This is a genomic window from Pantoea sp. EKM103V (assembly GCF_011800365.1).
GTDB classification, from domain to species: Bacteria; Pseudomonadota; Gammaproteobacteria; order Enterobacterales; family Enterobacteriaceae; genus Pantoea; species Pantoea anthophila.
Genome location: NZ_JAALFQ010000001.1, coordinates 232,021 through 255,105 on the forward strand (window position 1 = coordinate 232,021; position 23,085 = coordinate 255,105).

24 protein-coding genes are annotated in these 23,085 nt (G+C 56.7%); 9 read left to right on the forward strand and 15 right to left on the reverse strand.

Translation table 11 applies throughout. The features are described from left to right. Positions 1–84 precede the first annotated feature (84 nt). On the reverse strand, positions 85–675 hold the full coding sequence (locus HFD97_RS01190) for a hypothetical protein (RefSeq protein WP_111207366.1): 591 nt from the start codon (positions 673–675) through the stop codon (positions 85–87). A 364-nt stretch (positions 676–1,039) separates the two neighbouring features. On the opposite strand from HFD97_RS01190, the gene HFD97_RS01195 reads away from it, so the two are divergent. The 4 genes from HFD97_RS01195 to HFD97_RS01210 all read left to right on the forward strand — a co-directional run bounded on the left by HFD97_RS01195 (position 1,040) and on the right by HFD97_RS01210 (position 5,302). Beyond that, positions 1,040–2,326, forward strand: a complete 1,287-nt coding sequence (locus HFD97_RS01195) for an HAAAP family serine/threonine permease (protein ID WP_167431135.1) — start codon at positions 1,040–1,042, stop codon at positions 2,324–2,326. A gap of 200 nt (positions 2,327–2,526) precedes the next feature. Beyond that, positions 2,527–3,624: an ABC transporter substrate-binding protein gene (locus HFD97_RS01200; RefSeq protein WP_167431237.1), complete on the forward strand. Its 1,098-nt coding sequence runs from the start codon at positions 2,527–2,529 to the stop codon at positions 3,622–3,624. Between the two features lie 247 nt (positions 3,625–3,871). Beyond that, positions 3,872–4,363 carry an RcnB family protein gene (locus HFD97_RS01205; RefSeq protein ID WP_046101405.1) on the forward strand — a complete coding sequence of 164 codons (492 nt, stop codon included), beginning with the start codon at positions 3,872–3,874 and terminating at the stop codon, positions 4,361–4,363. A gap of 102 nt (positions 4,364–4,465) precedes the next feature. Further along, on the forward strand, positions 4,466–5,302 hold the full coding sequence (locus HFD97_RS01210; RefSeq protein WP_167431134.1) for a Cof-type HAD-IIB family hydrolase: 837 nt from the start codon (positions 4,466–4,468) through the stop codon (positions 5,300–5,302). A gap of 54 nt (positions 5,303–5,356) precedes the next feature. On the opposite strand, the gene HFD97_RS01215 is transcribed toward HFD97_RS01210, so the two are convergent. Continuing rightward, positions 5,357–6,505 (reverse strand): iron-containing alcohol dehydrogenase, encoded by a 1,149-nt coding sequence (locus HFD97_RS01215; protein ID WP_140924586.1) that lies wholly within the window; start codon positions 6,503–6,505, stop codon positions 5,357–5,359. A gap of 290 nt (positions 6,506–6,795) precedes the next feature. On the opposite strand from HFD97_RS01215, the gene gntT reads away from it, so the two are divergent. Further along, positions 6,796–8,112 (forward strand): gluconate transporter, encoded by a 1,317-nt coding sequence (gene gntT / locus HFD97_RS01220; protein WP_009091528.1) that lies wholly within the window; start codon positions 6,796–6,798, stop codon positions 8,110–8,112. A gap of 116 nt (positions 8,113–8,228) precedes the next feature. Here the strand turns inward: gntT and HFD97_RS01225 are convergent, their stop codons facing one another. Continuing rightward, positions 8,229–8,474 carry a hypothetical protein gene (locus HFD97_RS01225; RefSeq protein WP_009091526.1) on the reverse strand — a complete coding sequence of 82 codons (246 nt, stop codon included), beginning with the start codon at positions 8,472–8,474 and terminating at the stop codon, positions 8,229–8,231. 1,303 nt (positions 8,475–9,777) lie between these two features. Between HFD97_RS01225 and cspE the strand changes: the two genes are divergently transcribed. The 4 genes from cspE to tatE all read left to right on the forward strand — a co-directional run bounded on the left by cspE (position 9,778) and on the right by tatE (position 12,086). Beyond that, complete coding sequence (cspE, locus tag HFD97_RS01230) at positions 9,778–9,987, forward strand: transcription antiterminator/RNA stability regulator CspE (RefSeq protein WP_006118399.1); 210 nt, start codon at positions 9,778–9,780, stop codon at positions 9,985–9,987. A 228-nt stretch (positions 9,988–10,215) separates the two neighbouring features. Next, the gene (locus HFD97_RS01235) at positions 10,216–10,644 is read left to right on the forward strand and encodes a GNAT family N-acetyltransferase (protein WP_167431133.1); all 429 of its coding nucleotides are present in this window, start codon (positions 10,216–10,218) and stop codon (positions 10,642–10,644) included. Positions 10,645–10,951: 307 nt separating this feature from the next. After that, entirely contained in the window at positions 10,952–11,746 is a 795-nt protein-coding gene (locus HFD97_RS01240; RefSeq protein WP_009091520.1) for a deaminated glutathione amidase, read from the forward strand. 136 nt (positions 11,747–11,882) lie between these two features. Then, positions 11,883–12,086, forward strand: coding sequence for a twin-arginine translocase subunit TatE (tatE, locus tag HFD97_RS01245; RefSeq protein ID WP_009091518.1), 204 nt, complete (start codon positions 11,883–11,885; stop codon positions 12,084–12,086). 107 nt (positions 12,087–12,193) lie between these two features. Here tatE and lipA read toward each other — a convergent pair whose 3' ends face one another. The 12 genes from lipA to lptE all read right to left on the reverse strand — a co-directional run bounded on the left by lipA (position 12,194) and on the right by lptE (position 23,081). Beyond that, the gene (gene lipA / locus HFD97_RS01250; RefSeq protein WP_009091517.1) at positions 12,194–13,159 is read right to left on the reverse strand and encodes a lipoyl synthase; all 966 of its coding nucleotides are present in this window, start codon (positions 13,157–13,159) and stop codon (positions 12,194–12,196) included. A gap of 169 nt (positions 13,160–13,328) precedes the next feature. Then, positions 13,329–13,988, reverse strand: coding sequence for a lipoyl(octanoyl) transferase LipB (lipB, locus tag HFD97_RS01255; RefSeq protein ID WP_167431132.1), 660 nt, complete (start codon positions 13,986–13,988; stop codon positions 13,329–13,331). Between the two features lie 77 nt (positions 13,989–14,065). After that, positions 14,066–14,329, reverse strand: a complete 264-nt coding sequence (gene ybeD / locus HFD97_RS01260) for a DUF493 family protein YbeD (RefSeq protein WP_009091513.1) — start codon at positions 14,327–14,329, stop codon at positions 14,066–14,068. Between the two features lie 100 nt (positions 14,330–14,429). Then, the gene (dacA, locus tag HFD97_RS01265; protein ID WP_009091510.1) at positions 14,430–15,641 is read right to left on the reverse strand and encodes a D-alanyl-D-alanine carboxypeptidase DacA; all 1,212 of its coding nucleotides are present in this window, start codon (positions 15,639–15,641) and stop codon (positions 14,430–14,432) included. A 132-nt stretch (positions 15,642–15,773) separates the two neighbouring features. Continuing rightward, complete coding sequence (gene rlpA / locus HFD97_RS01270; protein ID WP_140028216.1) at positions 15,774–16,862, reverse strand: endolytic peptidoglycan transglycosylase RlpA; 1,089 nt, start codon at positions 16,860–16,862, stop codon at positions 15,774–15,776. Between the two features lie 10 nt (positions 16,863–16,872). Beyond that, positions 16,873–17,985: a peptidoglycan glycosyltransferase MrdB gene (gene mrdB, locus HFD97_RS01275; protein ID WP_033736585.1), complete on the reverse strand. Its 1,113-nt coding sequence runs from the start codon at positions 17,983–17,985 to the stop codon at positions 16,873–16,875. Between the two features lie 8 nt (positions 17,986–17,993). Further along, the gene (mrdA, locus tag HFD97_RS01280; RefSeq protein WP_111207372.1) at positions 17,994–19,898 is read right to left on the reverse strand and encodes a peptidoglycan DD-transpeptidase MrdA; all 1,905 of its coding nucleotides are present in this window, start codon (positions 19,896–19,898) and stop codon (positions 17,994–17,996) included. 34 nt (positions 19,899–19,932) lie between these two features. Beyond that, the gene (gene rlmH, locus HFD97_RS01285) at positions 19,933–20,403 is read right to left on the reverse strand and encodes a 23S rRNA (pseudouridine(1915)-N(3))-methyltransferase RlmH (RefSeq protein WP_009091501.1); all 471 of its coding nucleotides are present in this window, start codon (positions 20,401–20,403) and stop codon (positions 19,933–19,935) included. 3 nt (positions 20,404–20,406) lie between these two features. Then, on the reverse strand, positions 20,407–20,724 hold the full coding sequence (gene rsfS, locus HFD97_RS01290; RefSeq protein WP_009091499.1) for a ribosome silencing factor: 318 nt from the start codon (positions 20,722–20,724) through the stop codon (positions 20,407–20,409). 92 nt (positions 20,725–20,816) lie between these two features. Beyond that, entirely contained in the window at positions 20,817–21,461 is a 645-nt protein-coding gene (gene nadD, locus HFD97_RS01295; protein ID WP_167431131.1) for a nicotinate-nucleotide adenylyltransferase, read from the reverse strand. Next, a complete protein-coding gene (gene holA, locus HFD97_RS01300) occupies positions 21,454–22,485 on the reverse strand; it encodes a DNA polymerase III subunit delta (protein WP_009091495.1) in 1,032 nt (343 codons plus the stop codon). The genes nadD and holA overlap by 8 nt, the downstream gene beginning before the upstream one ends. Continuing rightward, positions 22,482–23,081 (reverse strand): LPS assembly lipoprotein LptE, encoded by a 600-nt coding sequence (gene lptE, locus HFD97_RS01305; RefSeq protein ID WP_009091493.1) that lies wholly within the window; start codon positions 23,079–23,081, stop codon positions 22,482–22,484. Before lptE ends, holA begins: the two co-directional genes overlap by 4 nt. Positions 23,082–23,085: the final 4 nt, after the last annotated feature.

Consider the following 23,085-nt stretch of genomic DNA (forward strand, 5'->3'; position numbering starts at 1 on the left):
TGTTGCGATATCTGAGCCTCAACCTGCGTGAAGTGTAGTCACCCTCAGAAGAGTAAGCAGAGCGGTGCAGGAGAAAGCCCCGTCTCAGCCGGGCTGGCAGGGAGGGGGTGTCCGGGTGTCAGCAACCGTGACGAGAGGCGCATCGGGCTGCCACCGCATCAGGTCGGCAAAGGTGCGACGATAAGCCGTGTCGATTTGCGCCGGCACCTGTTCAATGTAGCGGAAAGCGTGTTCCCGCGTTTCACCGCTCAGCTGCTGCAGATAGTGCCGCGCCTGACTCAGCGTCGGTATCTGGCCTTCGACACCGGCCATGCGGGCGGGCAAATCAGTCCAGATGAGACCTTCAATCCCTCTGGCCTGCGCCCACGCCGCCAGCGGGCCTGTGGCGTTATCTGTCACCGTGATCATCCCGACGCCATCGACGCGGTTGTCCGGAATGGCCTCACGAAGCCGCAGCGCCTGGCAGGCCCGCTCCAGTGAAGCGGTATTCAGCCAGGCCCAGCACACCGGCACCGGACTGGCATTCAGGCAGATCGCCGTGGAAAGCTCACCGCCATCACTGATGCGCACAAATTCCACCGGTACGGCGGGACCATCATGATGCCACTCACTGGCGACCGGCAGCGCGCCGGTTTTCCAGATTAACGATCCCCAGCCCAGACAGGCAATTTTCATTCTCTTCTCCCGTGTTTGCGTCGCCACCTTCGCGACCCGTCAGAGTTAAAGCGTAGCCCGTTGTGCTTAACCGTTACAGCGATCACCTTTTTTAGTGCGGTAAAGCGGCCTTAAAGATGGCATGATCTGCCCCGCAGTCACTCTGCACAACCTGACGGTTATTTCAGCAATCTGTGCGCGTTTATCGGTGCGGCTTGAACTTTTATCGTCAGGTAGTGTAAAAAGTGGCGCACGCAAACGATTACCTGTGCATGTGCGTTGGCAGCATCACGCGCGCAGGTTCCGCTGCGACCGGGCCGGAAAGCAGGGGACGACACCTCTTTCAGCGGTCCAGGGTACTGGCGCTTTTAACACGGAATATCTGATGAAAACCACGCAAACTGGCACGCTGGGCGCGCTTGAAAGTGACGTCGATACGGGATGGCGTAAAACCGACACCATGTGGATGCTGGGTTTATACGGCACTGCGATTGGCGCGGGCGTCCTGTTCCTGCCGATTAATGCGGGCGTCGGCGGCCTCATCCCGCTGATCATTATGGCGATACTGGCGTTTCCACTGACCTTTTATGCGCACCGCGCGCTGACCCGCTTTGTCCTCTCCGGCAAAAACCCGGCCGGTGATATCACCGAGGTTGTTGAGGAGCATTTCGGCGTCGGGGCGGGCAAGCTGATTACGCTGCTCTATTTCTTCGCCATCTACCCGATTCTGCTGATGTACAGCGTTGCGATTACCAATACGGTCGAGAGTCTGATGGTGAATCAGCTGGGGCTGGTGCCGCCGCCGCGCGCGCTGCTGTCGCTGCTGCTGATTGTCGGGCTGATGACCATTGTGCGCTTTGGCGAGAAGATGATTGTCAAAGCGATGAGCGTGCTGGTCTACCCCTTTGTCGCGGTGCTGATGCTGATGGCCTGCTATCTGATCCCACACTGGCACGGCGCGGCGCTCTCCACGCTGACCGTTCAGCCCGCAGGCAGCAGCCTGTGGATGACGCTGTGGCTGGCGATCCCGGTGATGGTCTTCTCCTTTAACCACTCTCCCATTATCTCCTCCTTTGCGCTGGCGAAGCGCGAAGAGTATGGCGACGCCGCTGAGAAAAAGTGCTCGCGCATTCTGGCCTGCTCACACCTGATGATGGTGGTGACAGTGATGTTCTTTGTCTTCAGTTGCGTGCTGAGCCTGTCGCCTGAGGATCTGCATGCGGCCAAGGCGCAGAACATCACGATTCTCTCCTATCTGGCGAACCACTTTCAGGTGCCGATGATTGCCTGGCTGGGCCCGCTGATCGCGGTGGTGGCGATCACCAAATCGTTCCTGGGTCACTACCTGGGCGCGCGCGAAGGGTTCAACGGCATGGTCAAGAAAGCGCTGCGCAGTCGCGGTAAAGCGATCGCGCCGGCCAGACTGAATCGCCTGACGTCACTCTTTATGCTGCTGACAACCTGGCTGGTGGCAACGCTGGACCCGAATATTCTCGGCATGATTGAGACGCTGGGCGGGCCGGTCATTGCCATGATCCTGTTCCTGATGCCGATGTACGCCATTCAGAAAGTCCCGGCAATGCGTCAGTACAGCGGAAAAATCAGCAACCTGTTTGTGGTGCTGATTGGAGTGATTGCCATCTCCGCTATTTTCTATTCGTTGGTGAAGTAATCCTGCCCACGGCAGGTGCCTCCTCCGGGATGCGCCTGCCGTTCCCCCCAGTCATACACGCCTCCCGCGCGTCCGAATCTGGCTCATCCCCTGTCTCCTGACCGACTGAAGTATCTGGTTAGCAATGGTTACAGTTGTTACAGAGTGACATGGTAGAGTTAACGCGAATAATTATTATTCCTTTAAAGGACAGGATGAACATGAAGATCGGGATGGCTGCTGCCACCACACTTTTGCTGTCGACCGCCTGCGCGGCCACCACTTATCCGGTCACCGTGACCGATATGGATGGACAGAAAATTACGCTGCAGAAAGAGCCTCAGCATGTGATTCTGCAGGATGGCCGCGACGTCATGACGCTGGCACTGCTGGATCGACAGAATCCGTTTCAGCGGGTCGTGGCCTGGAACAATCTGCCGAAAAAGCAGGACACCCAGACCTGGGATCTGCTGAAGCAGCGCTGGCCTCAGGCGACCTCAATTGTGGATATGGGCTTTAACGATCAGGGCCAGGTCAACCTGGAGAGCGTGCTGGCGAAGCAGCCCGATCTGATGATTGCGCAGCTGCGTGCTAAACCCGCGCTGACACAATCAGGCGTGCTGGCCACCCTGAAAAATCTGCACATCCCGGTACTGTTCCTCGATGATGAGCTGCATCCGAAAGAGAACACCCTGAAGAGCGTGAGCGTGCTCGGCACGGTGCTGAACCGTGAAGCTGAAGCAAAAGACTACGCCGATTTTTATCAGCAGCGCTGGCAGGCGCTTCAGGAGAAGATCGCCCAGGTTCCGCACAAGCCGACGGTTTTTGTTGAGCCGATTGCCGGTAACAGCGACAACTGCTGCTTTACCCACGGACACAACGGCTGGGGCGCGCTGGTGGAGGCGGTCGGCGGTAAAAATATTGGCTCTGCACTGCTGCCCGGCAGTTCCGGCTTTGTTTCGCTGGAGAAGATCATCGCCATGAAGCCGGATGTCTACATCATGACCGGCTCAAAGCGGCCGAACAGCAATGTGCTGCCGTTTGGTTACGGCGCGAATCAGACCGAGGTGACCGCGACCTTTAAGCGCTTACTGAGCCGCACGGGGCTGGCACAGATCGCCCCGGTCAGAGAGCAGCGTGTCTATGGCGTTTACCATCACTTCTACAATCATCCCTACAACATTATCGGGATGGAGATTCTGGCGAAAGACCTCTATCCGCAAAAGTTCCGTGACCTCGACCCCGCGGCGGATTACCACCACATCGTGACGCACTTTACGGGATTACCTGACGCGCCCGTGATCCTCAGTACGCCATAACCGGCCCCTGTCAGGGTGCGGTTTCGTACCCTGACACACGTTTTCGCTGGCAGCGGCGATCGGCGTTTTGTCTGATGCGCCGGTCAGACCGCGGGCAGGGCGGTCTTTAGTGTTAAGAAAGTGATAATTACGCGTAATGGTCTGTAAATTGGCGGTTTTTAAGAATTATACAGATGTTGCCATACAGGATTATTGCCATGATGCCGATCAACGGTGCCTGACAGCCGTTATTTTCGGAGGCAGTACCATGAAAAAAACAACATTAACGCTTATCGCTTCACTTTTGACATGCAGCACGCTCTTTTCTCAGACCACGCTGGCAGACGATCGCGGCGATCCGCATCGCCCGCCGGTGCCGCATCAGAATGATGGCCCTGGCCCGGATGCGTGGGGGCCCGGCCCGCATCCGGATCGTGACCGCGACGACCGCCATCGTCATGAGGAGCGGGAACGCCATGAGATTGAACATGCGCGTCATGATGACGAGCGCTTCCGTCACGACAGAGGGCGATATGAGCCGCGCGACGCATTCGCCTGGCAGGGACATGAGTTTCGCCGTGGCCATGCGATCCCGCGAGCCTATTGTGACGACCGTTACCGCGTTGACGACTGGGATGCGCGCGGACTGCCTGAACCTCCGCAGGGGGAGCACTGGGCCGACATCAACGGCAACTATGTGCTGATTGCGGCGGCAACCGGCATTATTACCTCACTGCTGCTGAACAACGCACTGAATTGAACCCACGGGATGGCGGCGGCCATCCCGCTTTCTTTCCGTTTTGCGCCGCCAGCGTCTATCCTGAGACTCCACACTGACATTCTCCCTGTGTAAGGAGTCATGATGACGACGGTTAAGATGGTTGCGGTTGATATGGATGGCACTTTTCTGGACGACAACAAGCAGTACAATCGATCCCGGTTTCTCGCCTGCTACCAGCAACTCACCGCCCGCGACATCAAATTTGTCGTGGCCAGCGGTAATCAGTACTACCAGCTCAAATCCTTTTTTCCGGAGGTCGCCAGCGATATCGCCTTTGTGGCGGAAAACGGCGCATGGATTATCGACCGTGATGAGGAGCTGTTCTGCGGCGCCTTTGACCGCCGCGATGTCGAAGCGGTCATCAACACCCTGCAAAACGGCAACTATCCCGGCCTGCGTTATCTGCTGTGTGGACGCGAAAGTGCGTACTACTTCGACGGCATGGAAGAGAGCTGGCTGAAAAAGATGCGTCACTACTGTCATCGCCTGAAGCCGATTCAGCATCTGGATGAGGTGCAGCATGATCGGTTGTTCAAGTTCGCACTGAATCTCTCTGACGACGCTATCGAGCCGCTGATGGCGGATATCGAGCGGCTGCATCATGGTCGTGTGGCCGCAACCTCAAGCGGACACGGCTCCGTTGACCTGATTGTGCCGGGCAACCATAAAGCGCACGGCCTGGATCTGCTCGCCACGCGCTGGGGCATCACACACGACCAGGTGCTGGCGTTTGGTGATGGCGGCAACGATCTGGAGATGCTTAAGCAGTCTGGTTTCAGTTTTGCCATGGCCAACGCGCCACAGCGGGTGAAGCAGGCAGCACGCTATGCTGCCCCTGCTAATAACGAAGAGGGCGTGCTGCAGGTGATTGAGCAGATGCTGGCCGGTGAGGGGCCATTCGCAGATCTGCCCGCGTAACGGGCAGACGCGGTTTTCGGAAGGGCAGAGGCGGGTCATCTGGCCCGCCTCGCTTCACGCCGTGATGCGCCAGGCCTGGGCGATCATCGTCTCCATCTGTTCGCGGCTGTAATTCACCAGCGAATTTTTGCTGTTGGCGCGCGCCAGAATCCACTTCACCTCTTCGCCCGTCAGCGTGGGCCCCCCCTGCCAGAACGGCAGAATCGCCTGCTGCTGCAGCCACGTTTTGAGGAACTGCGCGGGTGAGTCGGTGGCTTCACTGAAAAGCTGCCCATGTAACGCTGACATCAGTGTCTGCTGCAGCGGATGATCGCTGTCGGCCAGCAGCTCCAGGAAGGGGAACAACAGCCGCCCGCACACTTCGCCGTGGTGAAACGGTTTTATCGCGCCCAGTTCGCCTGCAATACCGTGGATGACCCCCAGACCGGCGCTGCTCAGCGCAACTCCCCCCAGCCACGATGCCATCATCATCGACTCTCTTGCCGCATCGCCCGCACTCTCTTCACTGTTCAGCGCCGGCCAGGCCTGGATAAACTGACGCAGGCCGGTCACGGCCAGCTGTTGAGTGAAAAGATTACCTTTCGCGGAGAGGTAGGCTTCAAACAGGTGGGTAAAGGCATCGATCCCGCAGGTCGCCAGCACGTGATCAGGTGCCCCCTTCAGCAGATCGGGATCGAGAATAGCCACTTCCGGGACAAAAACCGGGTGGCGCAATGAGGCTTTGATCTGAATATCGCGCTGGTCGGTCACCACCGCATTCTGCGTCACTTCACTGCCGGTCCCGGCCGTCGTCGGAATGGCAATCAGCGGTAACGTGACTGGCTGAACCGTGCTGTCGCCCACCTTTTCCAGATAGCGGGCCGTCGGCAACGGATGTTGCATCATCGCGCTGAACGCTTTAGCCGCATCCAGCACGCTGCCCCCGCCGATGGCCACCACCCGATCCACATGACCCCGCCAGCGTGCCACCCAGCCATCTATCTCAGCAGGAGAGGCTTCATGGCTGACAATTTCATAGCCGATAATCTGCGCGTTCAGGTCAGCTTTAATCCGTTCATACGCCGCGCCCTGCAGAAAGGATTGCCCGCAAAACAGCAGGGTAGGCTGTGACCGGGCGGCCAGCAGCGGCACCAGTTTATCGAGGCTGCCGCGGCCAAAGAGGGTTCGTTGATTACTGTACAGCTCACTCAGGTTCACACTCACCAGCGCATCCTTTTTACATTTCACTAAAATCTGAGTGTAACGAAAAGCGCGCCGCCGGCACTGGCAAACTTTCTGATAACGTCCCGGTAAAAAGTTGATCATCTTCGCAAAACAGAAATTCACCCCGGCGGGATGGTGCTTTACTGCGGATGTTACCCTTAACATGTTATCGGTAACAGCGTTTGTCCGGATGTATAAAATTCTTACAGGCGCACTGTTTTGCAGCCCTCAGGGGACCATGATAACAACCGACACTGGATTCCATTCAGTGCGCAAGGTGGAGAAAACCTATGCCATTACTCTATGTGGCGATCGGCGTCGCGTTACTGCTGCTGCTGATGATTCGCTTTAAGCTTAATGGATTTATCGCGCTGATCCTGGTGGCGCTGGCTGTCGGCGTGATGCAGGGCATGCCGGTTAATAAAGTGATTACGTCTATCAAAGCGGGTGTCGGCGGCACGCTGGGCAGCCTGGCGCTGATCATGGGCTTTGGTGCCATGCTGGGTAAGCTGCTGGCCGACTGCGGCGGTGCGCAGCGTATCGCGACCACGCTGATCGAAAAATTTGGCACAAAGCACATTCAGTGGGCGCTGGTGCTGACCGGTTTTATCGTCGGATTTGCACTGTTCTATGAAGTTGGCTTTGTGCTGATGCTGCCGCTGGTGTTCAGCGTGGCGGCGTCGGCGCGTGTGCCGCTGCTCTATGTCGGCGTGCCGATGGCGGCTGCACTGTCCGTTACGCATGGCTTTCTGCCACCGCATCCCGGCCCGACCGCCATCGCCACGCTGTTCAATGCTGACATGGGCAAAACGCTGCTGTTTGGCACCCTGCTGGGTATTCCTACGGTGATTCTGGCGGGCCCGGTTTACGCCCGCTTCCTGAAGGGCATCGACAAACCAATTCCGCAGGGACTCTATAACCCGAAAACGTTCACCGAAGCAGAAATGCCCAGCTTTGGGGTCAGCGTCTGGACGGCCCTGGTGCCGGTGGTGCTGATGGCCCTGCGCGCGGTGGCAGAGATGCTGTTGCCAAAAGGGCATGTGCTGCTGCCGTATGCCGAGTTCTTTGGCGACCCGGTCATGGCCACCCTGATTGCCGTACTGATTGCCATCTTCACGTTTGGCCTTAACCGCGGTCGCTCAATGGAACAGGTGATGGATACCCTGACCGACTCGATCAAAATCATCGCTATGATGTTGCTGATCATCGGTGGCGGCGGGGCCTTTAAGCAGGTTCTGGTCGACAGCGGGGTGGATAAATATATCGCCAGCATGATGCACTCGACTCAGCTGTCACCCATCTTTATGGCCTGGTCTATTGCGGCGGTGCTGCGTATCGCGCTGGGTTCGGCAACGGTGGCGGCGATTACCGCAGGTGGCATTGTGGCCCCGCTGATTGTCACCAGTGGTGCCAGCCCGGAACTGATGGTGATCGCCGTAGGATCCGGCAGCGTCATCTTCTCTCACGTTAACGACCCTGGCTTCTGGCTGTTCAAGGAGTATTTCAACCTGACGATAGGAGAGACCATTCGCTCCTGGTCGGCGCTGGAAACCATTATCTCCGTGTGCGGCCTGGTGGGCTGTCTGCTGCTCTCCTGGGTAATCTGATCCCTGCCGCTGGCACCGCCTGCCAGCGGCCCTCTGCTGGCTCTCTGAAGAGGATGGTACTCATAAAGAGGGCCGCGCTATGCGGCCCATGGGTGATAACAGTTAACGCTGCCCGCTTAATGAGGCGCTTCAAAACCGGCTTTCACCATCTGTTCCCGAAGCGCACGCGCAATTTCGCGGTTGCCGCCAGTGACGGGATAGATGACATTATTCACCACATCATCAAGGTAGTGCTCTTCAAACTCCTGCATCGTGAGCTGAGTGCCGCCCTCATCGTTGATGGCGAAAGAACCTTTGATGTGGTTACCGCTGTTTTTAGCCTTGAGGCTGTAGCGGCCCATACTGGTATTAATCGTGCTCATAAGATCTCCTCACAACTCATGTCAATCTCCTCACTATTGAGATTGAGATCTGCCTTGCCGCCTGAATTTTAGCCAGGAGTCGTCTGTAAAACGAAGAAAGAGGGCGGGTAAAATATGGGGTTGCGATCGCACTCTCAGAATGCAAATAAAAGCAAAAGTTGAAGAACCTGTAACCGGTTAACGACTTAGTGAAGCGGCAGAGCCTGGTTTTCTGACTATACTGCTTACAGGAAACCTGTTTAACCAGCGAGGGAAAAGGAAATGAAAATTATTCTGTGGATTATCGCGATCATTTTTATCGTGGGCTTACTGACCCTGACAGGGGTGTTCAAACTGATTTTCTGATTTCTGTTAAAGATTCTGCGACAGCGGGCACCTAATCAGGTGCCCGAAACGTTTTCTGGCTGGCCAACAGACACTGTGTAATCGGGTCCATTGGCGTATTCGGCAGTAGATCCCGCGAGCCCAGCTGTTTTCGACAGCATGCGCAACAGGCACCATGAAAGGTGCGCTGGCCCTCTTTGTAATCAGCAAAAACAAACCGGGCGCTTCCACACTGACTACAGCGTATTTTCATCACCATCCTGCGTATGACCTCCTTTGGACTGACACTGTGCTGATCGCGTTCCCTGACCGGTTAAGCAGACTTAATCTATTGCTATGCAATATTATTCCGCACTGCGATGAGAAAAGTAGTGTCTTATGAGCATGAATGTTTGCTGCCAAATGCGAATCCGGCTTGTAAAAACCACTTCATTGATCATGATCAAGGATTGTCATCTATTGGCTAAAACGCCCGCAGATGGCCTGTCCTGGCGCGGATAAACGGCACGGCAGGCTCAATTTTGTCGGAAAGAAAGGCGAACTGGCGGTGAACTAATCGCAAATTTTTTGCAATAAGTGATTTTCTATCCTGCTATGGCTTTCAGCCGCCTGAAAATTGCACCATCGTCAGACGCCTGGCTGACCGGGCATAGAAAAAAAAGGGCGTTTTTACGCGCCATATCGTCAGAGAGAACAGGAATGGGTCTCAATAAGATTTTTCTTTTTCAGCCACAGCGCCTGTTAAGTTGAAATTCAAAAAAGGCATGACTTTCCAGCGTGTTAGCGCGAAGAAGAGGAAAGGCGTTCGCTACCTGCTGAAACCGATTTCGCAAGTCGGAAAGCAGGAAAGTGTGATGGATGCACAGAAAGTCGATATTTATCACTTTTTCATCAAATCGTGCTGGACAAATCCCTCCGCAATTGCTGTACTAGATGCCGACACAGTTTAGTGTCCATTTTTCATGTAAAGGTAATATAGATGTCTAAGATCAAAGGTAACGTTAAGTGGTTTAATGAATCTAAAGGATTCGGTTTCATTACTCCTGAAGATGGCAGCAAAGATGTATTCGTACACTTCTCTGCAATCCAGAGCAACGGCTTCAAAACTCTGGCTGAAGGTCAGCGCGTTGAGTTTGAAATCACCGACGGTGCTAAAGGCCCATCTGCTGCTAACGTTATCAGCCTGTAAGTTAACAGTCAGAATTCTAAAAACCCGCCTGATGGCGGGTTTTTTTATGCCTGTCATCTGCGCGTCACCTTCTCCTGTCTATCCTGCGCTGCTGGCTCGTCTGCCGCACAAACTGCGCGACGCTTCACAATAAATCCTCGTAACATATTTATAACAAGCTGAAGTGCCGCTTTTTTGCGGGCAACGCGTTATAACAGAGTGACAGATCCCGGTGGGTGAGGAGGCAGGATGAATATACGGCAGGCAGAGTTAAAAGACAGTTTTGCGCTGAGTGCGTTGCTCAGCGAATTAGGCTACGGCGGCACCGAAGGTTTTATTGAGCAGCGCCTGGCGCAGTTATGCAGCGATCCCAGTGAAGCACTCTTAGTAGCGGAACAGGATAACCAGGTGCTGGGGTTTCTTTCCCTGCATTTCATTCCACAGCTGGCGCTGGCCGGTGACTTTGCCCGCATCAGCTACTTCTGCATTGCCGAAGGCGAGCGCAGCAAAGGGATGGGGCAGCAGCTGCTTCAGCATGCTGAGGCGCTGGCGGCGCGTCGTGGCTGCGATCGCATGGAGGTGCATTGCCACCAGTCGCGCCTGAAAGCGAATCTCTTCTACGGCCGTGAAGGCTTTGCCGAATCACCCCATTATCATATTAAATCCCTGGCGAGTTAATTTTCAGCCGGCGGGTGAGCCTCCCGCAGGAGAGCGGCCGGTGGTCAGTGCTTTCTGCTCTCTCCGCGCCAGACAGGCAGCAGAAACGGTTGCCCTGCGCACGTCCTTCAGGAGCCCGCCTGAGCTGACAGGCTCTCTCCGGCAGACTTTTCCGGTGTGTTCAGGTTACGATGCTCCCTCAGCCCGACCGCAGAGCAGAGTGCCGCGGCGTTGATCAATGAGGGTAGTGAACAGGGGCAGCCTGAGCGAATCCCTCTGACAGGGTCGCCGGAAGGCTGTTGATGGCGACAGCAGGAGAAGAACAATGATGAGAGTGGCTCTGGGGCAGTTTGCCGTCGGTCGTGAATGGCAGGAAAACGCCGCTGTCTGTCTGGATCTGATGCAGCGGGCGGCGGAAGGGGGAGCCGATCTGCTGGTCCTGCCGGAAGGCGTGCTGGCGCGGGATATTACCGATCCCGATATCGTGCTGAAAGCGGCGCAGCCGCTGGATGGCCCTTTCCTGAGCCAGCTGCTGGCAGCCAGCAAAGAGCGTGCCCTGACGACGATCCTCTGTCTGCATGTTCCCGACGGCGCGCAGAAAGCGCTTAACGTGCTGGTTGCCTTCCGACAGGGTGAGATCATCGCCGTCTATGAAAAACTGCATCTCTATGATGCTTTCACGATGCAGGAGTCGCAGCGGGTCAATCCCGGCCAGGTCATTCCTCCGCTGATTGAGGTGGCCGGTATGAAGGTGGGCTTAATGACCTGCTATGACGTGCGGTTTCCGGAGATGGCGCGGCGGCTGGCGCTGGACGGTGCCGATGTCCTGGTGCTGCCTGCCGCCTGGGTGAAAGGCCCGCTGAAAGAGATGCACTGGGAACTGCTGACCCGCGCTCGTGCGCTGGAGAACACCTGCTATATGGTGGCGGCGGGCGAATGTGGTCCGCGCAATATCGGCAACAGTCTGGTGGTGGACCCGATGGGGGTCGCGGTAGCAAACGCGGCGGAAGCGCCCGCACTGCTGTTTGCCGACCTCGATCCCGAACGTCTTGCCTATGCCCGTCAGGTACTGCCGGTGCTGGAGAACCGGCGTTTTGCCCGGCCTGAACTCGACGGAGAGTGAAACATACAGAGCCTGAGCCGGATACGCTGACGGCAGGGGTGTCAGATCTTACTCTGTTACAGATTCTGCTTGTGGTGACAGGCAATCTGCGCGTAAATAACAGTCACCGTTATTCGATAAAGTTGAAAGGTTAAATATGGAAGGTATCAGTATTGCCAAGCTGCTGATTATCGGTGCGCTTATCGTACTGCTTTTTGGTACCAACAAGTTGCGCTCGCTGGGTGGCGATCTGGGCTCCGCAATCAAGGGCTTCAAGAAAGCCATGAAAGATGAAGATACCAGTGCAACCCGAAATACGGCTGAAGACGTGCCTGCAGAACGCGTCGTTCATAAAGATTAATCGGTTATTTGCAGCAAATAACTGTTACTTTTTATTTCAGGCACACATAAAAAAACCAGACTGTCAGCAGTCTGGTTTTTTGTTTTTATGCAGCAGCAAAGCGGGAATTACTTCACTTCCATCCCTTTCGCCTGCATATCGGCATGATAGGAAGAGCGGACAAACGGACCACATGCCGCATGCGTGAAGCCCATTGCCATCGCTTCTTCTTTCATCTCATCAAACTCGGCCGGGCTGACGTAACGCTGAACCGGCAGATGGTGACGGCTCGGCTGCAGATACTGACCCAGCGTCAGCATGGTGACGCCGTGGCGACGCAGATCGCGCATCACTTCAATGATTTCGGCATTCGTTTCGCCCAGACCCACCATCAGACCTGATTTGGTCGGGACATCCGGGTGCGCTTCTTTGAAGCGCTCCAGCAGTTTCAGCGACCACTCGTAGTTAGCGCCGGGACGAACCTGACGATAGACGCGCGGTACGTTTTCCAGGTTGTGGTTGAACACATCCGGTGGCGTCGCGGTGAGGATCTCCAGCGCGCGATCCATACGGCCGCGGAAGTCCGGCACCAGCGTTTCAATTTTGATCGTCGGATTTTTTTCGCGAATCGCGCTGATGCAGTCGGCAAAATGCTGAGCGCCACCGTCTCGCAAATCGTCACGGTCAACCGAGGTGATCACGACATAACGCAGTCCCATGTCGGCGATGGTCTGCGCCAGCTTCGCGGGCTCACCGGCATCAGGCGCGTTGGGACGCCCATGGGCCACATCGCAGAACGGACAGCGGCGGGTACAGATTGCGCCCAGGATCATAAAGGTGGCGGTGCCGTGGTTAAAGCATTCGGCGAGGTTAGGGCAGGAGGCCTCTTCACAGACCGAGTGCAGCCCGTTTTTACGCATCGCCGCTTTGATGCCCTGAATACGACTGGAGTCAGCTGGCAGCTTGATTTTCATCCATTCCGGCTTACGCAACATCTCCTGCCGTTCAACAGCCACGGTTTTCACCGGGATCAGCGCCATTTTGTCTGCGTCACGATATTTGACGCCGCGTTCCATCTGAATTGGTTTACTCATAAATCAGCAGGTTCCGGTCGGATTGCGATTTGAAAGCGTTCCCATTCAAACCGGGAAGGGTGCTTTCAACTTTATTTGAAAAAAGTGCAAAAATTATATCATCTCAGCGCCCGGGAAGCAGCCACCGTCAGCGCGGAAAAGTTACATATTTGTAAATTCGCATTCAGCGCTAAGGCTGAACCGGCAGATCATCCGTGGTCCACTCAACATGGTCGTAACCTGCCAGCCGCGCAAACGCGCTGACCAGCGGTGAACGAACCTGTTCTGTCGTAACGCCCGGCCGGAAATGACTTAACTGAGTCATGCTCATGCCGGCGTAGCCGCAGGGGTTAATCCGCAGAAAGGGGGAGAGATCCATCGCCACATTCAGCGCCAGACCATGAAACGAGCAGCCTTTGCGGATGCGTAATCCCAGTGAGCAGATCTTTTCATCACCCACGTAGACGCCAGGGGCATCGGCACGCGCGCGGGCGCTGACGCCAGATTCCGCCAGGGTGGCAATCACCGTCTCTTCCAGAATCGTAACCAGCTGGCGGACGCCAAGCTTACGGCGTTTGACATCGATCAGGACATACATCACCTGCTGTCCCGGACCGTGATAGGTCACCTGGCCACCGCGGTCGCTCTGCACCACCGGAATCTCTCCCGGCATCAGCAGATGTTCCGCTTTTCCTGCCTGGCCCTGGGTAAAGACCGGCGGATGTTCAACCAGCCAGATTTCGTCGCGACTCTGTTCATCGCGCAGGTCGGTGTAGTGGTGCATGGCATCGGAGACAGATTGCCAGTCGCGCAGACCGGACTGACGGACGAGAAGGGTTTCAACTGACAAAACGAGAATCCGCTAAAGAAGAATCGCTGGATAATGTCGGCAAACCGTCAGGCACAGGCGCCTTGCCGACCCGTAAATTACAGCACCATCCGCACAATTTCGATCTTGCCCAGCTCTTCGTACAGGCGCTCAACCTGTTCGATGTGGGTCGCGTTGATGGTGATGTTAACCGAGTGATAGTTGCCTTTGCTGCTCGGCTTAACTTCAGGACTGTAGTCGCCGGGCGCATGACGTTGCACCACTTCAACCACTTGATCAACCAGCTCCGGTTGCGCCAGACCCATTACTTTGTAGGTAAACGGGGTAGGAAATTCGAGCAGCTCATTCAGTTTGGTTTTCATATTAACTCCGGTGCATAAAAAACAGGCTCCCGCCTGAGCGGGAGCATCATAATATCGTGTAATGGGGGCGGAAGGGTGATTTTTCAATCACCCGTCACGCTTAACCAAACCAGTGATGGAACATCAGCTTGATGTAATCAACGATACGGCCAAAGAAACCGCCTTCGGAAATTTCATTCAGTACCACCAGCGGACGCTGTTCGATGGTTTTGCCATCCAGCTGGAAGTTGATGCTGCCGACGACCTGGTTTTTCTTCAGCGGGGCATGCAGTTCTGTGTTGTTCAGCACATAGCTTGCCTTCAGATCTTTCATGCGGCCACGTGGAATGGTCAGGTAGGCATCTTTTTCCACACCCAGCTGCACGCGGTCATTATCGCCGAACCAGACCGGCTCAGAGGCGAACTCTTTACCTGCTTTCAGCGGCGCGACGGTTTCAAAGAAACGGAAGCCCCAGGTCAGCAGCTTCTTGCTCTCCGTTTCACGGCCTTTAAAGGTGTGCCCGCCCATGACGGCAGAAATCAGGCGCATCTGGCCTTCTGTCGCTGATGCCACCAGGTTAAAACCTGCCGAGTTGGTGTGACCGGTTTTGATCCCATCCACATTCAGGTTGGTATCCCACAGCAGACCGTTACGGTTCATCTGACGGATATTGTTGAAGGTGAACTCTTTCTCTTTATAGATGGCGTACTCTTCCGGCACATCGCGGATCAGCGCCTGACCGATCAGCGCCATGTCGCGCGCGGAGCTGTACTGACCTTCAGCGTCCAGACCATGCACCGTGCCGAAGTGGGTATTCTGCAGGCCAAGCGCTTTGACGTAGTTGTTCATCAGATTAACGAACGCGTCCTGGCTGCCGGCAACATAGTCAGCCATCGCTACACAGGCGTCGTTACCGGACTGCAGCACAATCCCACGGGTCAGCTGAGAAACCGGTACGCGGTCGCCTGGCTTCAGGAACATCAGCGAGGAACCTTTAAACACCGGGTTACCGGTGGCCCAGGCATCCTGACCGATGGTGACCATATCGTCCTGATGAATTTTACCGGCTTTCACGGCCTGACCGATGACGTAGCTGGTCATCATCTTGGTCAGACTGGCAGGATCGCGGCGTGCATCGGCATTTTTCTCCGCCAGCACTTTGCCCGAGTTGTAGTCGATAAGGACATACGCTTCGGCATCAATGTCCGGTACGCCCGGAATCATGGTCTTGAGATTGACGTCATCAGCGATAGCAGCATGGCTGAGGGAGAAAGCGATCAGTGATCCCACTGTCAGGCGTTTCAGCAAACGAGAGGATTTCAGCGTGTTCATGTGTAGGACTACAACATCCGTGAGTTTGAGGTTTAAAAAAGTCACTTATCATACCCAATGCCAGGGGCGCTGGCATGGGGTGAAATGATTGGGTTGTTAGCAGACGTAACGTGCAGCGGTCTGACAAACGGATCAGCGACGCGTATTAGTAATAAATGAAGCGGTCTGGCCTTCACTGCTCAGGCGCTGTTGCAGCGCGGCGGCTTCGGCGCGGGTAGCGTACCCGCCAAGCTGCACGCGATAAACATTGTTGCCTGCGTCTTCCACTTTCCCGGGCACACCATAACGCTGGCTCAGGCTTTTCATCATCTGCTGTGCACGCGCCGGATCGTTCAGCGCGCCGACCTGCACGACATAGCCCGCTGCGGTTCCCCGGCTGGCCGCAGGCGCGGCGCTGGCGGCGGCGGGAGCAGCAACCGCTGCCGGTGCGGCGCTGGCGGCAGCGGGCGGTTCACTGCCTTCCAGCACGCCGCTCGCTAAAGGCTGGGGCGCGCCAAGAAAGCCGCTGCTCTGCACCGGTGCACCCATGCTGTCACTGCTCTGCAGCGTGCTGTTACTGATAGCGTCCACATTCTGCGCTGGCGGCTGAGCAGCCGCTGCGCTGCCGCCATTCATGACTGCGCCACCACTCAGGTCCGGACGGGCGGGGAGGGCGTAACTCTGTTTCGCTACGACAGTGCCGATGGTGCCAGGACCGGAGAGTGAGCCGTCAGGCGCGACCTTGATAAAGTCGACCCGCACCCGCGAATTGTTCGAGATATTCAGGCGGTCACCGGCGGCGCGGGAGAGATCGATAATACGACCCGGCGTATAAGGACCGCGATCGTTCACCCGCACCACAATCTGACGACCGTTGGCGATATTGGTGACGCGCACATAGCTCGGCAGCGGCAGGGTAGGGTGGGCCGCTGTCAGCGCATCGGGATCGTAGGTTTCACCGATGGCGGTGCGGTTGCCCTGCGCTTCTTCACCGTACCAGGTGGCCAGACCGACTTCACTGAAGTTGGAGGGATCTTTAACGATGCGATAATTTTTGCCGTTGACGCTGTAATCCTGGCTGGTGCCCGGATTAACCGGCTCATAACGTGGCTCAACGCCCGGAATCTCTACCACTGGTCCATTGTATGCCGGTTGCGGCGGCGCCGTATTTTGGGGTTCCGGCGTGGTACAGGCCGCCAGAACCAGTGATGCCAGTGCAACGCCAAGCCATTCCTTACGCATCTGCAGCCTCTTAGACACTTTTAGATAACATTTTTCGGTGAGTGTGGATCGACATCACGATGCCAAATCCCGCCATAAGCACGATTAGCGCGGAGCCGCCATAACTGACCAGCGGCAGCGGTACGCCAACCACCGGTAAGATACCACTAACCATGCCAATGTTAACGAAAACATAAACGAATAAAATCAGCATTAAACCGCCCGCCATGACCCGGCCAAAGGTGGTCTGCGCCCGCGCGGCCACCACCAGTCCGCGCATGATCAGCAGCAGATACAGGGTCAGCAGCAGCAGCACGCCCACCAGCCCTAACTCTTCGGCCAGAACCGCAAAGATAAAGTCGGTGTGACGTTCCGGCAAAAATTCCAGCTGAGACTGGGTGCCCTGCAACCAGCCTTTGCCGCGCAGTCCCCCCGAGCCAATGGCGATTTTCGACTGAATAATGTGATAGCCGGCACCCAGCGGATCCGTTTCCGGGTCGAGCAGCATCATGACGCGATCGCGCTGATAGTCGTGCATCAGGAAAAACCACAGGATCGGGATAAAGGCGGCCACCAGCAGCACCGCCACGCCAATCAGTTTCCAGCTCATCCCTGACAGGAACAGCACAAACAAACCCGAGGCGGCAATCAGGATGGAGGTACCGAGGTCGGGCTGCGCGGCCACCAGCAGGGTAGGCACGAAGATCAGTACCAGCGCAATACCGGTATTTTTCAGCGTCGGCGGGCAGACGTCACGGTTAATAAAGCGCGCGACCATCAGCGGCACCGCGATCTTGGCAATCTCCGAGGGCTGAAAACGGACAAAGCCGAGATCGAGCCAGCGCTGTGCGCCTTTACTGATCTGACCGAAGGCATCTACCGCCACCAGCAGGATCACGCAGACAATATAGAGATAAGGTGCCCAGCCTTCATAGACACGCGGCGGCACCTGCGCCAGCACAATCATGATCACCAGGCCCATCGCGATCTGACCCAGTTTACGCTCCATCATGCCCGGGTCCTGACCACTGGCACTCCAGATCACCACGGCGCTGTAGGTCAGCAGGCCGAGGATGATCAGCATAAACAGCGGATCGATGTGGATGCGCATCCAGATTGATCGTTTCTGCGGACTATCTTGCATCGACATGTTTATTCACCTTCATAACCGGGCGGCACCGGGGCGGCGTCCGGCAGGACTGTATTGTTATCACCTAACATGATGTGATCCAGAATCTGGCGCATGACGGTGCCGACAGCCGGACCGGCGCCACCGTTTTCCAGAATAATGGTCACGGCAACCCGAGGTTTGTCATAGGGAGCAAACGCGGTCATTAACTTATGGTCGCGTAATCGTTCAGCAATTCTGTGGGCGTTATAGGTTTCGTTCTCTTTCAGGCCAAAGACCTGTGCCGTACCGGACTTGGCGGCGATTTTATAGGGCGCATCCGCAAAGCTCTTGTGCGCGGTGCCGTTAGGGCGGTTTGCCACGCCATACATGCCATCTTTGGCGATTTCCCAGTAGCCGGAATGGATATCGCCAATTGGCGCGGCAGGCGGCTGGCGATAGGGCACCAGCGTCCGGCCTTCACGGGTTGCGCGCAGGATATGCGGCACACGGATGATGCCATCGTTAATCAGAATCATCATCGCTTTGTTCATCTGCAGCGGCGTGGCCGTCCAGTAGCCCTGGCCGATGCCCACCGGAATGGTGTCACCCTGATACCACGGCTTTTTGAAGCGTCTCATCTTCCAGTCACGGGTCGGCATATTGCCGGCGCTCTCCTGCGGCAGGTCGATACCGGTCCGGCTGCCGTAGCCAAACTTATTCATCCATTCAGAGAGGCGGTCAATACCCATGTCATAGGCGACCTGATAGAAGAAGGTATCAGCAGACTCTTCCAGCGCTTTGGTGACGTTGAGACGACCATGTCCCCATTTCTTCCAGTCGCGGAAACGCTTTTCGGAACCGGGAAGCTGCCACCAGCCAGGATCGAAAACACTGGTGTTGCGGTTAATCACCCCGGCACTCATGGCGGAGACGGCGACATAGGGTTTGACCGTTGAGGCGGGAGGGTAGGCAGCCTGAATCGCGCGGTTATAGAGCGGACGGTTTTCATCTTCCAGCAGGCCGCGGTAATCCTTACTGGAAATCCCGTCGACAAATAAGTTGGCGTCGTAGCTGGGGGTGGAAACCATGGCGAGGATTTCGCCGGTGCGCGGATCGCTGACGACCACCGCTGCGCGACTGCCCGCCAGCAGGGTTTCAATATATTGCTGCAGCTTGAGATCGATCGTCAGATAGATATCACGGCCCGCCTGAGGCGACTCCTCATGCAGCTGGCGAATGACCCGGCCACGGTTGTTGACCTCAACCTCCTCAAAGCCGGTTTTGCCATGCAGGAGATCTTCATAATAGGCTTCGATGCCCAGCTTGCCGATATCGTGGGTCGCGGCGTAATTTGGCCAGATCCCCTCTTTATCGAGGCGGGCCACATCACGATCGTTGATTTTGGAGACGTAGCCGACCACATGCGTCAGCGTGGCACCGTAAGGGTAGTAGCGGCGCTGATAGCCTTTCACTTCCACGCCGGGGAAGCGGTACTGATTGACCGCAAAACGGGCGACCTGCACCTCATTCAGCGCGGTTTTCACCGGAATGGAGGTAAAACGACGCGAGCGTTTACGCTCTTTCTGGAAGTTTTCCAGATCTTCATCCGTCAGCTCCAGGATCGGGCGCAGATTCTCCAGCGTCTGTTGCAGGTTATCGACTTTTTCCGGCACCAGTTCAGCCTGATAGATGGTGCGGTTCAGCGCCAGCGGCGTGCCGGTACGATCGTAGATAATGCCGCGGCTGGGCGCGACAGGCACCAGTTTTATGCGGTTCTGGTTGGAGCGGGTACTGTAATCATCAAAGCGAAGGATCTGCAGATGGTAAAGGTTCACCACCAGGATTGAAGAGAGCAGCAAAATACCGACGAAGGCGAAAAACGCCCGACGGACAAAGAGTTTCTGTTCGGCGCTGTAATCGCGAAAGGCGTTGCTTTGTAATTTCATCCGCTACTTGTCATGTCTGCTGTGGGCTGATCGGTCATTCACGATGATAAGGATGATTTGCCGTGATGCTCCAGGCTCGATACAGACTTTCCGCGACCAGCACGCGCACCAGCGGATGGGGCAACGTCAATGCTGACAGGGACCAGCTCTGCTCTGCCGCCGCTTTGCAGGCGGGGGCCAGGCCTTCAGGCCCGCCAATCAGCAGGCTGACATCGCGGCCGTCCAGCTTCCAGCGTTCAAGCTGCTGCGCCAGCTGCGGGGTTTCCCACGGATGACCGGGAATATCCAGCGTGACGATGCGATTTCCTTTGCCGACCGCCGCTAACATCGCTTCGCCCTCTTTTTCAAGAATGCGTTTGATATCAGCATTTTTGCCGCGTTTCCCCGCGGTGACTTCGGTCAGCTCAAGTGGCATATCTTTCGGGAAGCGGCGCAGATACTCCATGAAACCGGTCTGCACCCAGTCGGGCATTTTCGTGCCGACGGCAACAAGTTGCAGTTTCACCGATTAGCCCCAGAGTTTTTCCAGCTCATACAGCTGGCGACTCTCTTCCTGCATCACGTGCACGATGACATCACCGAGATCAACCACGATCCAGTCCGCCGCGCTTTTACCTTCAATGCCTAAAGGCATCAGGCCAGCTAAACGGGACTCCTGCTCAACGTGCTCTGCGATCGAGGTCACATGACGCGTAGAGGTGCCGGTGCAGATGATCATGAAATCGGTGATGCTGGATTTGCCCTGAACGTCGATGGTCACGATGTCCTGACCTTTGAGATCATCAATCTTATCAATAACGAACTCTTGGAGTGCTTTACCTTGCAAAAGGTTCCCCTCTGAATCTGATGGTATCGGGCCGGCTGCGAGCCCGGAAAGTGCAGCCAGAAAATTAAGCGGCGCAGTATAGCATGCCCGGATCAGTCGCGATATAAGCCTTCGCGGTCGATATAGTCGATCACCGCCTGGGGCAACAGGTCGTCGCAGGGCTGGTTCTGATGGCGGCGGCGGCGGATTTCGGTTGCCGAAATGTTATACAGCGGCGTGTCTGCCAGCCAGATATGGCCCGCAGGCTGCTGATGCAGCTGCCGGATATCGCCGGCGAGGTGTTCATTGAGCCACTGCTGCATCTCTGGCGCCTCAAAGCGCGTGGCGTAGCCCGGCCGCTGGCACACCAGCAGATGACAGAGTGACAGCAGATCCTGCCAGCGATGCCAGCTGGCTAAGCTCAGTAAGGAGTCCTGACCAATGATAAATCCCAGCGGCTGGGCGGCACCGCGTTCGGCGCGCCAGGCCTCCAGGGTCGTCACGGTCCAGGAGGGCGTATCGCGCGCCAGCTCACGGGTATCAATATCAAACAGCGGCAAACCGGCGATAGCACAGCGCAGCATGTCGACCCGCTGGGCCGCACTGGCTTCCGGCTGCGGGCGATGGGGAGGGACATTATTGGGCAGCAGCGTCACGCGCTGCAGACCGGTCTGCTGCGCCAGCGCTTCGACCGGGCGCAGATGGCCGAAATGAATCGGATCGAACGTGCCGCCAAACAGCGCCTGCAACTCAGACATGCGCAAAACTCGTCGGAAAAGCCCGGCTGCTGAGCAGCAGCGTCAGGGTCTGCAACTGAGGCCACACCGGCTGTCCATAATCCTGCTTCAGCGTCACCTCAATCTGACTCAGCAGATGGATCGCGCGTTGCAGACGGGCAGCGTCGAGTCGCTGCAGCGCCTCGGTGAACAGCGCGCGGCGATTCTGCCAGATCCGCTGCTGATCCATCAGCGTGCGCAACGGCTGTTGTGCCTGATGACGTTGCAGATGCAGCAGCGTCAGCATATCGCGCTGCAGCGTGCGCAGCAGAATCACCACCTCGCTCTCCTCTTTCTCCAGCTGATGGAGGATATGCAGGGCGCGGCGGCTTTTGCCTGCCAGTAACGCATCCACCCAGTGGAAAGGGGTGAAGTGCGCTGCATCGCTGACCGCCTCTTCCACCCGCGGCAGCGTCAGTTTGCCGTCAGGCCACTGCAGTGAGAGCCGCTCCAGCGCCTGAGCAAGCGCCAGCAGATTGCCTTCGTAGCAGTAACAGAGCAGCTGCACGGCGGCGTCATCCACCGACAGCTTCAGCGCTCTGGCCCGATTTACCACCCAGCGGGGCAGTTGCGCCTGCTCTGGCGTCTGGCAGGGCACCATGACTGCAGAGGCGGACAGCGCTTTAAACCAGGCGCTGTTTTCCTGCGCACGGGTCAGCTTTGCCATCCGGCAGACCAGCAGGATATCGGCGTGCAGCAACTGCGACAGCTTAACCAGCTGCTCGGCCATTGCGGCGTTAGGGCCATTGTCGGGGAATTGCAGCGTGAGGGTCTGACGCTGGGCAAACAGACTCAGTGACTGGCAGCTGACAAACAGGCTTTCCCAGTCGGTCTGCGCATCCAGCGTAAAACTGAAATGTTCCTGGAATCCCTGCGCGGTTGCGGCGGCGCGAATGGCGTCGGCACTCTCCTGCAACAGCAGCGGTTCGTTTCCGGTTAATAAATAACAGGCGCGCAGCCCCTCACGGAGCTGCGCGCTGAGTTGCTCAGGATAAATCCTGATCATTGCAGACTGGTGGCAGAGGAAGTGGGCGCTTCCTTTGAAACCTGGCCCGGCACCGGAATCACGGACGCCGGTAAGGTCTCTTTGTTGTTGATCTGTGCGGCATGCACGGTCAGCAGCTTACGTATCAGCTGTTCGGCCGCACGCTGACGCATCTCCTGTGTAATCAGATCCTGCTCGGCATCTTTTGCCAGCGCCGCGTTCGGGTTATCGAAGAATGAGCGATAGACCGTGGTGCTGATTGGGTAGATGCCTTTGCCCGGCAACAGGACCTGCGCCGTTAGCGTCATGACCAGCTGATACTCAGCAGAGGTGCCGCTGATAAAGACCGAGGCGGTGTTACGTCCCGACACCTCAGGACCCAGACGCAGCGTCGGAATATCGGTGCGGTTCTGTTTAGTGTCTTCAACAATAGTGACATCGTTGATACGCAGCTGCTGACGCACAGTACGCGCAAGGGGTCCATAAGGATCGCCGGTTGAAACAATCAGGGTTTTCAGTTCGCTGGGCACCTGTGTGGTGCCACGCGGATGAAAACCACAGCCAGCGGTGATGACCACCGCCAGCATGACAAACAGCCTGATAATCGGATGTCGCACAGTT